The sequence below is a fragment of the Bacillus sp. T17B1 genome (assembly GCF_026796395.1).
GTDB lineage: Bacteria > Bacillota > Bacilli > Bacillales > Bacillaceae > Bacillus > Bacillus spizizenii_A.
Genome location: NZ_JALAYA010000047.1, coordinates 34,102 through 46,142 on the forward strand (window position 1 = coordinate 34,102; position 12,041 = coordinate 46,142).

At 45.8% G+C, this 12,041-nt stretch carries 12 protein-coding genes and 1 pseudogene; 10 read left to right on the plus strand and 3 right to left on the minus strand.

The window, feature by feature from the left end; all coding sequences use genetic code 11:
- The first annotated feature begins 1 nt into the window (after nt 1).
- Together MOF34_RS18600 and MOF34_RS18605 are read left to right on the plus strand one after the other, a co-directional pair.
- Nucleotides 2-685, plus strand: a complete 684-nt coding sequence (locus MOF34_RS18600) for a response regulator transcription factor (RefSeq protein ID WP_019716337.1) — start codon at nt 2-4, stop codon at nt 683-685.
- Entirely contained in the window at nt 682-2,133 is a 1,452-nt protein-coding gene (locus MOF34_RS18605) for a HAMP domain-containing sensor histidine kinase (protein ID WP_268401261.1), read from the plus strand. Before MOF34_RS18600 ends, MOF34_RS18605 begins: the two co-directional genes overlap by 4 nt.
- Before the next feature lie 5 nt (nt 2,134-2,138).
- On the opposite strand, the gene rocR is transcribed toward MOF34_RS18605, so the two are convergent.
- Nucleotides 2,139-3,524 (minus strand): arginine utilization regulatory protein RocR, encoded by a 1,386-nt coding sequence (gene rocR, locus MOF34_RS18610; RefSeq protein WP_268401262.1) that lies wholly within the window; start codon nt 3,522-3,524, stop codon nt 2,139-2,141.
- 240 nt (nt 3,525-3,764) lie between these two features.
- On the opposite strand from rocR, the gene rocD reads away from it, so the two are divergent.
- From rocD to rocF, 3 genes are all read left to right on the plus strand, one after another.
- Entirely contained in the window at nt 3,765-4,970 is a 1,206-nt protein-coding gene (gene rocD / locus MOF34_RS18615) for an ornithine aminotransferase (RefSeq protein ID WP_268401263.1), read from the plus strand.
- A gap of 224 nt (nt 4,971-5,194) precedes the next feature.
- Entirely contained in the window at nt 5,195-6,598 is a 1,404-nt protein-coding gene (locus tag MOF34_RS18620) for an amino acid permease (protein WP_019716333.1), read from the plus strand.
- A 73-nt stretch (nt 6,599-6,671) separates the two neighbouring features.
- A complete protein-coding gene (gene rocF / locus MOF34_RS18625) occupies nt 6,672-7,562 on the plus strand; it encodes an arginase (RefSeq protein ID WP_268401264.1) in 891 nt (296 codons plus the stop codon).
- A gap of 35 nt (nt 7,563-7,597) precedes the next feature.
- Here the strand turns inward: rocF and MOF34_RS18630 are convergent, their stop codons facing one another.
- Both MOF34_RS18630 and rapG read right to left on the minus strand, forming a co-directional pair.
- Nucleotides 7,598-7,714: a Phr family secreted Rap phosphatase inhibitor gene (locus MOF34_RS18630; protein ID WP_268401265.1), complete on the minus strand. Its 117-nt coding sequence runs from the start codon at nt 7,712-7,714 to the stop codon at nt 7,598-7,600.
- Nucleotides 7,715-8,812: a response regulator aspartate phosphatase RapG gene (gene rapG / locus MOF34_RS18635; RefSeq protein ID WP_268401266.1), complete on the minus strand. Its 1,098-nt coding sequence runs from the start codon at nt 8,810-8,812 to the stop codon at nt 7,715-7,717.
- A 110-nt stretch (nt 8,813-8,922) separates the two neighbouring features.
- Here rapG and MOF34_RS18640 point away from each other — a divergent pair, with 110 nt between their 5' ends.
- The 5 genes and pseudogenes from MOF34_RS18640 (at nt 8,923) to MOF34_RS18660 (ending at nt 12,007) form a co-directional block, all read left to right on the plus strand.
- Nucleotides 8,923-9,393: a GNAT family N-acetyltransferase gene (locus tag MOF34_RS18640; RefSeq protein WP_268401267.1), complete on the plus strand. Its 471-nt coding sequence runs from the start codon at nt 8,923-8,925 to the stop codon at nt 9,391-9,393.
- 152 nt (nt 9,394-9,545) lie between these two features.
- Nucleotides 9,546-10,283 (plus strand): YiiX/YebB-like N1pC/P60 family cysteine hydrolase, encoded by a 738-nt coding sequence (locus MOF34_RS18645; protein WP_268401268.1) that lies wholly within the window; start codon nt 9,546-9,548, stop codon nt 10,281-10,283.
- Nucleotides 10,284-10,293: 10 nt separating this feature from the next.
- Nucleotides 10,294-11,457, plus strand: a complete 1,164-nt coding sequence (locus MOF34_RS18650; protein ID WP_268401269.1) for a hypothetical protein — start codon at nt 10,294-10,296, stop codon at nt 11,455-11,457.
- 36 nt (nt 11,458-11,493) lie between these two features.
- A pseudogene (locus tag MOF34_RS18655) lies at nt 11,494-11,711 on the plus strand (DUF2651 family protein).
- Nucleotides 11,712-11,836: 125 nt separating this feature from the next.
- Nucleotides 11,837-12,007 (plus strand): hypothetical protein, encoded by a 171-nt coding sequence (locus MOF34_RS18660; RefSeq protein WP_019716326.1) that lies wholly within the window; start codon nt 11,837-11,839, stop codon nt 12,005-12,007.
- Nucleotides 12,008-12,041 lie beyond the last annotated feature (34 nt).

Genomic DNA, 12,041 nt, shown 5'->3' on the forward strand with positions numbered 1-12,041 from the left:
CATGAATAAGATGAAAGGCATCAAGATTTTGCTCGTGGACGATGAACCGGCGATATTAGATTTTTTGACAATGGGTCTTGAAAATGAAGGCTTCAAGATTAAGACAGCGGCTGACGGATTGACAGCGATGAACATCGCAAAAACATTTCAGCCGCATGTGGCTATCCTGGATGTGATGATGCCCGGTATGGACGGGCTGGAAGTATCGAAAATGATGAAAAAAACCGGCCATACCGCCGTTATTATGCTTACGGCAAAGGATGAGGTGGGAGTTCGGGTAAAAGCCCTGACAGAGGGTGCTGATGACTATATGATCAAACCATTCAGCTTTGAAGAGCTGCTGGCACGTATTTATGCAAGAATTCGGGATCACTTCCCTAACCTTTTCGAAGAAGTGACACTCGGCCCGTTTCGGATTGATGACCGGCGCAGAGAAATCCGCTATCAGGAAGAGGTGCTGAAGCTTTCGGCAACGGAATACGAGCTGCTGAAATTGTTGGTGCTGAATCACGGCCTTGTGCTCAGTAAAGCTAGGATTTTAGATAAAGTATGGGGCTATGACTTTTACGGGGAAGAAAATATTGTCGAAGTGTACATCCGTTCCTTGCGGGAAAAATTGAATGACAAAACGCATGAAGTGATCCGCACTGTACGCGGTGCGGGCTATCGGGTGGATATTGAATGAAAAAACGATTCAAAACGCTCCGTTTTCAACTTTTATTCCGTTCGTTATGCATTCTCGTTCTACTATTGTTTTTTGTCGGCGCCATGCAATATGTATTTGGAAAACGCCTCTTATATGAAAACCGCGCTGTCAGCATTCAGAGTTATATCAACTCGACGGAGCCGACCATATGGAAAAACATTAAAGGATACAAAAGCCATCCCGACAGCTCGGACAAGCCAGATGGCGCTGTCCGTCCGGCCTTTTTTTATCCAGGTGTAACAATCGTCTTTATTGATAAAAAAACAAAAGACCGCACGGTATTGTCGACGGACCCATATGCAGGAGCGCCACCGACATTTAAAAAAAGTGTATATAATGAGGCATTGAAAGATACGATGGCCTTGCATTACAGAATGACGAAAAATGAATCCGGTGAAGAAGTTCTGGTTGTGTTTCAGGCTATTTCTATTGATGGGAAAGAAGCAGGCGTGATCCAAATGAGTGCCTTAACATCACCGTTGAAGGACGTGCTGCTCCGGCAAATCAGCATTTACTCCACGCTCTCGCTTGTCGCGCTCCTGCTCGGGCTTTTTACATTCCTGCCTGTTGTCAGACATACACTTAAACCGTTATCACACATGGTGCATATGATGGGGCATATCAATGTTGGAAATTTGAATAAAAGGCTTCCCGTTTATCGAAAGCAAATGGAGATTGATACGCTTGCTATCTCGTTTAATCGCATGCTGGAGCGGATTGAAACATCATTCAAAGCTGAAAAAGAAGCGAAGGAGCGGATCCGGAAGTTTGTATCAGACGCCTCGCATGAGCTGAGAACGCCATTAACGTCCATACACGGCTTTATCGAAGTGCTGCTGCGGGGCGCCGCGGTTCAGCCGGAGCAGAGAGATAGAGCGCTGAATAGTATGTATGAAGAATCGAAGAGAGCCACTCGGCTGATAGAGGATCTGCTGTTTCTGGCAAAAATCGACCGGGTGCCAAGCTTTGAAATGAAGAAAAGCGATCTCAATTTGCTCATAAGGGAAATGGAGCCGCAGCTCAGTCTGCTTGCGAAAGAAAGAAAACTGCAGCTGCTGCTGGAGGATCACGCTGAAGCGGTGTTTGACCGGGATAAAATGAAACAGGTCATTCTAAATGTGGTTTACAACGCGGTGCAGTATACAGATGAAAAAACCGGCGCCATCACCATCTCGCTGCAAAAAGACCATGACGGCGTTATGCTGATGATAGCGGACAACGGCACAGGCATCGCGCCGGAGCATTTGCCGCATTTATTTGACCGGTTTTACAGGGCAGACCCATCCCGCTCCCGAAAGTATGGAGGCTCGGGACTGGGGCTTGCCATTACGAAATCGATTATCGACAGCCATAATGGGACGATTGACGTGAAAAGTGAGATCGGCAGAGGCACTGTTTTTCTGATCAGGCTTCCTGCGCCGGAATAATGCTGTTACTCGGCAGGCGGTTGAGAAAATTTCTTCAGCCTGTATTGTAGGCTTTGTCTGCTGATGCCAAGCTCCTGGGCAGCTTGCGAGATGTTATGGCCGTGTTTTCTTAACACGTTCTCAATCACATATTTTTCGAAGCTCTCCATTTTTTCCTTTAAGTCCGCGGCTGGTTGGTGTCTTGGTGTTTCAGGCTCTGGGATATCAGCTGGCTTGATTTTCATGCGGTATTGATAGGGCAGATGGGAAGCCGTAATGGTTTGCTCGTCCGTCATGAAATTCATTGCGCCTTCGATCATATGCTCAAGCTCACGAATATTTCCCGGCCAGTCGTAGGATAGGAAAAATTGCTTCACATCTTCGCTAATGTGTTCGACATTCATTTGGAACAGATGGTTGTTTTTCTGGATAAATTCAGACGCAAGAAGCAAAATGTCTTCTTTCCGTTCCCGAAGAGGCGGGATGATCAGCGTCACGACGCTCAGCCTGTAATACAAGTCCTTCCGCATTCGTTCTCCCGCAATCGCATCAATCGGGTCTTCGTTCATTGTGGCAATAATACGCACGTCAATCGGCGTGTCCTTTGTCGAACCGATGCGCCTGATTTTCCGTTCTTGAAGGGCGCGCAGCAGCTTCGCCTGAAGGCTGAGATTCAGCGAGTTAATTTCATCTAACAGCAGCGTGCCGCCATGGGCTTGCTCAAACAGGCCGGGCTGATCGACAGCGCCGGTAAATGCCCCTTTTTTCGTCCCAAACAAAATGCTTTCCACAAGGCTGTCTGGCAGTGCCGCGCAGTTTTGTGAAATAAACGGGCCGCCTGAACGGTCGCTGCCATTATGGATACTTTGGGCGAACAGCTCTTTTCCCGTGCCGGTTTCGCCTGCGAGAAGGACAGATGATGACGTCCGCGTTGCCCGCTTGGCGTTTTCGATGACGTCTTGAATGGCCGGGCTGGTGCCGAGAATGCTGTCAAATGTATAGGTTGTGTTGCCCTTTTTGTTCATATTCTCCCTGATCAGCCGTTCAAGCTTTGTCACATCCTTCGCAATTTCGACTGCTCCCCTAATTTTGCCGTCCTTGACGATGGGATATGTATGATTGATCGTCGTGATTTCCTGCCCTTTATTATTGAAGTAGCTCTGTTTGACGTTTTTAATCGTTTTGCCTTCCTGAAGGGCCTGTACAAGTGTGCTGTCCTGCTGCTTTGAAAACATAAACACATCCATCAGGTTTTTATTCAGGACGTCATGCTTCTCCATATCTTCAATTTGCATCATTTTATTATTATAAACGATTGTGTTTCCGTGCTCGTCTACCACGTGCAAGCCAACATCGATTTCATCCAAAATGCTCTGAAACATTAACGTGAGGAATTCGCTGTCTTTGACCACTGTATAAACCTCCCTCAATTATTTTCTTAATATTGCTTCTATTTTATAAAAGAATGAGGAGGATATGCAAAAGAATTTTGCACTAGCAGAAATTTTTGCTCGAAATATCTGAAAGTTTTTGCACCTTTTCCACGAAATTTGTAGAAAACACACGAAATCTTGATTTGGCACAGAACTTGCATTTATAAAAAGGGAAAGCAGGATAACATGTTGAAACAGAAAACAAGGGGGAATTCAAATATGCCAGCTTTATCTAAATCCAAAGAAATTATTGATCAGACGTCTCATTATGGAGCCAACAATTACCATCCGCTCCCAATTGTCATTTCTGAAGCGCTGGGTGCTTGGGTAAAGGACCCGGAAGGCAATGAATATATGGATATGCTGAGTGCTTATTCTGCGGTAAACCAAGGACACAGACACCCGAAAATTATTCAGGCATTGAAGGATCAGGCTGATAAAATCACCCTCACATCACGCGCGTTTCACAACGATCAGCTGGGGCCTTTTTACGAAAAAACAGCTAAGCTGACGGGCAAAGAGATGATTTTGCCGATGAATACAGGAGCTGAAGCGGTTGAATCTGCCGTGAAAGCGGCAAGACGCTGGGCTTATGAAGTGAAAGGCGTAGCCGACAATCAAGCGGAAATGATCGCATGTGTCGGGAACTTCCACGGCCGGACAATGCTGGCGGTATCTCTGTCTTCTGAAGAGGAATATAAAAGAGGATTCGGCCCGATGCTTCCTGGAATCAAATTAATTCCATACGGAGATGCGGAAGCGCTGCGTCAGGCGATTACGCCGAATACAGCGGCATTCTTGTTCGAACCAATTCAAGGGGAAGCGGGCATCGTCATTCCGCCTGAAGGGTTTTTACAGGAAGCGGCGGCGATTTGTAAGGAAGAGAATGTCCTGTTTATTGCGGATGAAATTCAGACTGGTCTCGGCCGTACAGGCAAAACGTTTGCAAGTGACTGGGACGGCATTGTTCCGGATATGTACATCCTGGGTAAAGCGCTTGGCGGCGGTGTGTTCCCAATCTCCTGTATTGCGGCGGACCGCGAGATCTTAGGCGTGTTTAACCCTGGTTCACATGGCTCCACATTTGGCGGAAACCCGCTTGCCTGTGCGGTGTCTATCGCCTCATTGGAAGTGCTGGAGGATGAAAAGCTGGCGGATCGTTCTCTTGAGCTTGGTGAATACTTTAAAAGCGAGCTTGAGAGCATTGACAACCCTGTCATTAAAGAAGTCCGCGGCAGAGGGCTGTTTATCGGTGTGGAATTGACGGAAGCCGCACGCCCTTATTGTGAGCGTTTGAAGGAAGAAGGGCTTTTATGCAAGGAAACGCATGATACTGTCATTCGTTTTGCACCGCCATTAATCATTTCCAAAAAGGATTTGGATTGGGCGATAGAAAAAATTAAGCGCGTGCTGCAAAACGCATAAATCCGCACCATGGCGGGATATTCACTTCGTTTGTATAAATTTACAACAGAAAAATCAGCACTCCCTATTTGCTCAGCTACAGTATTTTAGTATAATGTATCTTTATGAGAAGAAGTGAATTTTATATTAAATAGATAGAGACTCTTTGGACAGCAAACTGGGATATGCACCATGATAGATGTTCCAGCTTAGATCCAATACAAGTTGCTGAAGGGGTGCAGAATGTGAATACGAACCAAGATAACGGAAATCAGCTCCAGCGGACAATGAAATCTCGTCACTTGTTCATGATTTCATTGGGCGGAGTGATCGGAACCGGTTTCTTCCTTGGAACCGGATTTACCATTAACCAGGCGGGACCGCTCGGCGCGGTTCTGTCCTATTTAGTGGGCGGCTTTATCATGTTTTTGACCATGCTTTGCTTAGGGGAGCTGGCGGTCGCCTTTCCTGTGTCGGGGTCCTTCCAGACCTATGCGACAAAATTTATCAGCCCGGCCTTCGGGTTTGCGTTCGGCTGGCTGTACTGGCTCGGCTGGGCGGTTACATGTGCTATTGAATTCTTATCAGCGGGACAGTTGATGCAGCGTTGGTTTCCGCATGTGGAGGTCTGGATTTGGTGTCTGGTGTTTGCGGCACTGATGTTTTTACTAAATGCGATAACCGCGAAAGCCTTTGCAGAATCTGAATTTTGGTTTTCCGGGATTAAAATCTTGATTATCCTTTTATTTATTATACTCGGCGGAGCTGCCATGTTTGGCCTGATTGACCTGAAAGGCGGAGAGCAGGCACCGTTTCTGACACATTTCTATGAAGACGGATTTTTTCCGAACGGCATAAAGGCAATGCTGATTACGATGATTACCGTGAACTTTGCGTTTCAGGGGACTGAGCTGATCGGGGTTGCTGCAGGAGAAAGTGAAAACCCTGAAAAAACAATTCCGCGGTCGATTAGACAGACAGTATGGAGAACGCTTGTCTTCTTTGTTCTTTCCATCATTGTCATTGCCGGCATGATTCCGTGGAAGCAGGCTGGAGTCGTGGAAAGTCCGTTTGTTGTCGTATTTGAGCAAATTGGAATTCCGTATGCAGCAGATATCATGAACTTTGTTATATTGATTGCGCTCTTATCTGTTGCGAATTCAGGTTTATACGCATCGACACGTATCCTGTACGCGATGGCGAATGAAGGACAGGCCTTCAAAGCGCTGGGCAAAACAAATCAACGAGGTGTGCCGATGTACTCGTTAATCGTAACGATGGCTGTGGCCTGCCTGTCACTTCTGACAAAATTTGCGCAGGCTGAAACCGTATATATGGTGCTGTTATCATTGGCGGGCATGAGCGCACAGGTCGGCTGGATTACGATTTCGCTTTCCCAAATCATGTTTAGACGCAAATATATCCGTGAAGGCGGCAAGGTAGAAGATTTGAAATTTAAAACACCGCTATATCCGGTGCTGCCGATTCTCGGCCTGACGTTAAATACGGTCGTTCTCATCAGCCTAGCATTTGATCCGGAGCAGCGTATCGCGCTGTATTGCGGCGTACCGTTTATGGTCATTTGCTACATCATTTATCATGTCGTCATTAAAAAACGCCAGCAGGCAAATCGTCAGCTAGAGCTTTAAAAACGTTGTCCTCAAGTCATCTTTGTTATAACCCGCATAGGACATTATCTTATATGTTGAGGTGGAATCACAGATGGATAAAACGATTTCGGTTATTGGAATGCCAATGGATTTAGGACAAGCACGACGCGGAGTGGACATGGGCCCGAGTGCCATCCGGTACGCTCATCTGATCGAGAGGCTGTCAGACATGGGCTATACGGTTGAAGATCTCGGTGACATTCCGATCAACCGCGAAAAGATCAACAATGACGAGGAACTGAAGAACCTGAATTCGGTTTTGGCGGGAAATGAAAAGCTCGCTCAAAAGGTCAACAAAGTCATCGAAGAGAAAAAATTCCCGCTAATCCTGGGCGGCGACCACAGTATTGCGATCGGCACGCTGGCAGGCACAGCGAAGCATTACAATAATCTCGGCGTCATCTGGTATGACGCGCACGGCGACCTGAATACACTTGAAACATCACCTTCAGGCAATATTCACGGCATGCCGCTTGCCGTCAGCCTCGGCATCGGCCACGAGTCACTGGTTAACCTTGAAGGCTACGCACCTAAAATCAAACCGGAAAACGTCGTCATCATCGGTGCCCGGTCACTTGATGAAGGAGAGCGCCAGTATATTAAGGAAAGCGGTATGAAGGTGTACACGATGCACGAAATCGACCGTCTCGGCATGACTAAGGTGATCGAAGAAACCCTTGATTATTTATCAGCATGTGACGGCGTCCATCTCAGCCTTGATCTGGACGGACTTGATCCAAACGACGCACCGGGTGTCGGAACCCCTGTCGTCGGCGGCATCAGCTACCGGGAGAGCCACCTGGCTATGGAAATGCTGTATGACGCAGGCATCATCATCTCAGCTGAATTCGTGGAGGTCAACCCGATTCTTGATCACAAAAACAAGACTGGGCAAACAGCAGTAGAGCTCGTAGAATCCCTGCTAGGGAAGAAGTTGCTGTAATAAGAAAACCCCCGCATCCCGCGGGGGTTTTTCATTTATCCAATCATTTTCTCAGCGACTTTCATCTCCTGTGAATCGGTTTGATGATCCGCAATAAACCATCCTGATAAAATTACCGCTGCGACACCTGCACCAATCAGAAACTTTTTCATTTATATAACCTCCGTTCGTTTAATCAATTCTTCAATTTGTAATGCTTCATAAAAAAAGTGGGTAGCTTCTTTGTAAAGCTCAAGTTCCCTATACCGTTCGCCAGCCAAAATGGAAAGTTCTCTTACACTGTCATACTCTTTCTCGGACAATAAGTCGTCCATATGTTGTTTGCATAAGTGAAACGTTTCCGCATGACCCCCTTCTGCATAAATGGCATATAAGATGTCTATTTTTGCTTCACATATTCTATTCGGCTTAGCAGCCAATTTTTCCTTCACATCGTGGTAATAAGATAAGGCATAATGTTTCTTTTTGATCTTAAACAGCTCTCGTATGAGCAAGTAGGCAGAATGATAGTAATAGGCCGAGCGGGCATATTCTTCATTTTGAAGGGCCTCTTCTAATTTGGAGACCGCTTCTTCTGGCTTGCCGCTTTGCGCATGGAGAAGTCCAAAGTTATGCAAAAGCTGTGCTTCAAAAAAATGATCCTCTAATTCTCTCGTAATTCGAATCGCTTCGTCCAAATACGTTTGAGCTTCTTCAAACTGCCCCATCTCAGTAAAATTGCCTGACATGGTGATCAGGGCTGAAGCTAGTTTCTTTTTATAGTCTGTCTCTTCCCTAAACGTTTTGACCGCTTGCCGTGTATGATTGAGGGACACAATATTTTGTCCCAGCTTATAATAAAGCTTTCCGACCTTCAGGTGAAATTCGGCTTTCTCAATCGGATCGGGGATGTTGTCGAGATACTGCTCGGCATCTTTATAAAGCCCAATAGCAATATCGTAATTATTTTTATAGGCCTCATACATGCCTTCAAACAGAAAAAAGTAATATTTCAGCATGTCTGACGTAGCATTCATATGAGAAGGCTCCTCATGCTGAAAACCCTGGCCTCTCGCCTCGTGAAGCAAAACCTTGTGGCGCAGTTCCAATAAAGAGAAGTAGGCAAGCACCTCCTGATCCTCTTCCATGTCATCCAATAAAGGCTTCACTTCTTCAAACAAACGGGTGGACTCTTCAACTTCATGTTTCTTGATCGCAAGGTACCAATCGTTGAGAATGTTAGCGATTTCTGCGGGTGCAATTTTATTCATTCGAAACTCCTTTCTCTAGTGACTTATCAATCTTAGTTGCTTATTCTGATAGTAACACCTCTTTCTATTTTAAGTAAAATCCTCTAGTCAATATATAAAGGAGCGATGAGATGACAATCATGCTGACCCCGATGCAGACAGAAGAATTTCGGTCTTATCTCACGTATACGGCCAAGCATTACGCCGAAGAAAAGGTAAAAGCGGGAACATGGCAGCCTGAAGATGCATTGCTTCTGTCTAAGCAGACCTTTTCTAATCTTCTTCCGAAAGGTCTTGAAACACCTCATCACCATGTATGGAGCCTTACGCTGAATGAAAAGGAAAGCGTTGGCTGGCTCTGGATCCATACTGAGCCGGAGCATCCGCAGCAGGAAGCGTTTATTTACGACTTTGGGTTATATGAACCATACCGAGGCAAGGGCTATGCAAAGCAAGCATTAACAGCTTTAGAACAGATGGCAAGAAGCATGGGAATCCGAAAGCTGTCCCTCCACGTCTTTGCCCATAATCACACAGCACGGAAGCTATATAAGCGGACGGGATTTCAAGAAACGGATGTGGTGATGAGTAAGAAACTTTAACAAAAACCTGGTAAAGGCTTTTTTTCATAGACAGCCTTCTGTAAATGAATTCTAAAAATTCTGTAAATCACCTAGTTACTTTCCTTATTTTCCTAATATAATGTGGGTGAGGAAATCACCTTTCCTACATTTACAAGAAAAGAGGAGATGTAATGAAGTTGAAGAAACGGGTTTCATTGTTTCTGGTAGCGCTCACAATGTGCTGCGGCCTGTTTGTTTCTCCCGTCAAAGCTGTAAAGACCACAAACTATGCTGAAGAAATCGCCGCACTGCAGCCAGGCACAACACCAGAGGAAATCATGAAGTCCGCCAGCCAGATTGCCAAACAGCAGCACGTAAAGCAAGACGTTATTCTAAAACAGTTCTATAAAGAAATCACAGCTGATAAAGCAGAAGGCGACAGGCTCGCGAAGGAAAGCGGCATGTCGATTATGGGCGGCTCGTCAGGCACGAAAAAACTCCCGACAAGCGCGAAAGGCAATATCTATTACACTAACTCCTACACAGCCTACTACAATCACGGCCACGTCGGCATGTACTCTGCCGCTGACAAGATTGTTGAATCTGTTCCGAGCGACGGCGTCAGGCAGATCGCTTATAATGCCAGAGACGTGGAAGATAACTCCATCGTACAGACAGTCAATGTCACCTCTTCACAGAAAACATCTGCTGCCGACTGGGCGGTATCAAGAGTCGGAGACCCATACTCATTTAACTTCGTCAATAACAGAAATACCGGCCATGACGGCGCTAAAAACTGTTCAAAGCTCCTATGGTCTGCCTTTTTACTGAAAGCAAACATTGATATAGACAGTAACGGAGGCTTAGGCGTATATCCGCGCGACATCACAAGTTCTTCCTACACGACAACCATCATGACCATTAACTAAGGAGAAGGATATGAAAAAGTGGATGATCACCATTGCTATGCTTGTTCTCGCAGGAATCGCACTATTTGTCTTTATTTCTCCTCTCAAAAACCAAAAAGCCGTAAGTCAGCAGGATCTCGGAGACCCCAGTTTTCTTGATGACAAAGAAGTCCTGCTGTATTTCTCAACCTCTGCGGATCAAGATGCATTTGGCGGCGGGAAAAGCTACGCTTTGTTTAGCAGCGAGGACGGGTCGCTGTCTTCATTTAAGATGAAGGGTCTTGAGTTAGGCTCAGCCAAGGTTCACGGCGACAGTGTGATGCTGGAGGACAAAAACACGATTTATACGATTAAAGACGGCCTGCACTCCCATAAAAGAGCCTATCAGCATACAGGCGACAGCGCGGGTTTTCTGCAAAATACGAACGGCTTTTACACCCTATACAACTCCGGCTACGACAAAAAGGGAGACGGATACCGCTCAGAGCTGTACCGCCAGTTGGACGGGGAGTGGAAAAAAGACGTCATCCCCTACTACATCCGAGCCTCCGGTTCACATGACGGTACCATTTACGCACTCGTCCCGACAACTGACGAAAAAGGCTATCAGCTCCTCCAGATTCAAGCGGATCAACAGAAGCTCACCTATCACACGATAACGGAATGGCAGTATCGGGAAGGAGCCTCAATCGAATCTCAGCTTGCTGTGGACGACCAAGCGGTTTATGTTATGATTCGCGGCCAAAAGGCGCGCAATCTTTATCAAATGGTCAAATTCAACAAGAAAAGCGGAAAAGTAGAGCTTCATGACATCGCCGAATACAAAAACGACGAACAAACGATATACAGCTCCATGCCCTTCAGCTTTAAAAAAAGCTTCTTCTCTCATGATGGATACTTGTACTTCATTGACGGCTTCGGAAAGGTATACAAAATCAATGCAAAGACAGGAAAAACAAGCATCGCCTTCACTCTTTCGCCAGAAAAAATGAAAGCCGATTTTAAAGAAATCACCCAAAAAGGCGGCAGCCTCTATTTCTTCACATACACCTATAACCAGCCTGCAATCATTGAACAGTACAGCCTGAAAACCGGAAAGAAAGTAAAAGAAAAAGAGATTAGGAAGGTAAAGGATGTCGTGACGCCGAAGAGTCATTTGAAGCTATATGATTTTGAGGTGATGAAGGGGTTTTAAGGGCAAGGAGGTTTGTATGGGAGCTATCGCCGTTTAATTTATCGTTTTTGGTTTCCAATCATTGCAGGCGTATTTGGTATAGCAGGTCATTTTTATTTAAGAGATTTTGGGTGGCGCCGCTCATTGTCCTTATCATGAGTTTGATATTGTTGTTTACGTTAGCTTCGGGCAACAGTTTTTTCATGTTTTGGGTTGTACTCTATACGGCAATTGCGTTAGTCACCAGTGTTGCCACATTATTTCTCAGGAAATGATTTTTTAACTAGCGCTGCTTAAAAAGAGACTGGTGAAGTCTCTTTTTCTTTGATACATATATATGTACGAGCCCTGCAATTAACTGCGGGTAAGGTATAGGAAACGAATGTAAAGGAGGAATTACATGCGCAATAAACAAGTTATTCTTCAGGCAATCATCATCGGCCTCACCTCGGCGGTTACCGTGTTCCTGTTAAACGGAGGAAAAGCGGGCTGGTTGGACATCGTCGGAACCATTGTCGGGTGCTGGCTTGGCATCTTTATTGTCGTTAGAATGCAGAAAAAACAATCGTAAAACAGGGAAAGGGTCATGCTGAACCGAAGTCATG

Coding starts and splice junctions, on each gene's coding strand:
- MOF34_RS18605 (WP_268401261.1), top strand. CDS start 682: ATGAAAAAACGATTCAAAACGCTCCGTTTTCAACTTTTATTCCGTTCG.
- MOF34_RS18645 (WP_268401268.1), top strand. CDS start 9,546: ATGAAGTTGAAGAAACGGGTTTCATTGTTTCTGGTAGCGCTCACAATG.
- MOF34_RS18650 (WP_268401269.1), top strand. CDS start 10,294: ATGAAAAAGTGGATGATCACCATTGCTATGCTTGTTCTCGCAGGAATC.
- rapG (WP_268401266.1), bottom strand. CDS start 8,812: ATGAATAAAATTGCACCCGCAGAAATCGCTAACATTCTCAACGATTGG.
- MOF34_RS18640 (WP_268401267.1), top strand. CDS start 8,923: ATGACAATCATGCTGACCCCGATGCAGACAGAAGAATTTCGGTCTTAT.
- MOF34_RS18660 (WP_019716326.1), top strand. CDS start 11,837: ATGCGCAATAAACAAGTTATTCTTCAGGCAATCATCATCGGCCTCACC.
- MOF34_RS18630 (WP_268401265.1), bottom strand. CDS start 7,714: ATGAAAAAGTTTCTGATTGGTGCAGGTGTCGCAGCGGTAATTTTATCA.
- rocF (WP_268401264.1), top strand. CDS start 6,672: ATGGATAAAACGATTTCGGTTATTGGAATGCCAATGGATTTAGGACAA.
- MOF34_RS18600 (WP_019716337.1), top strand. CDS start 2: ATGAATAAGATGAAAGGCATCAAGATTTTGCTCGTGGACGATGAACCG.
- rocD (WP_268401263.1), top strand. CDS start 3,765: ATGCCAGCTTTATCTAAATCCAAAGAAATTATTGATCAGACGTCTCAT.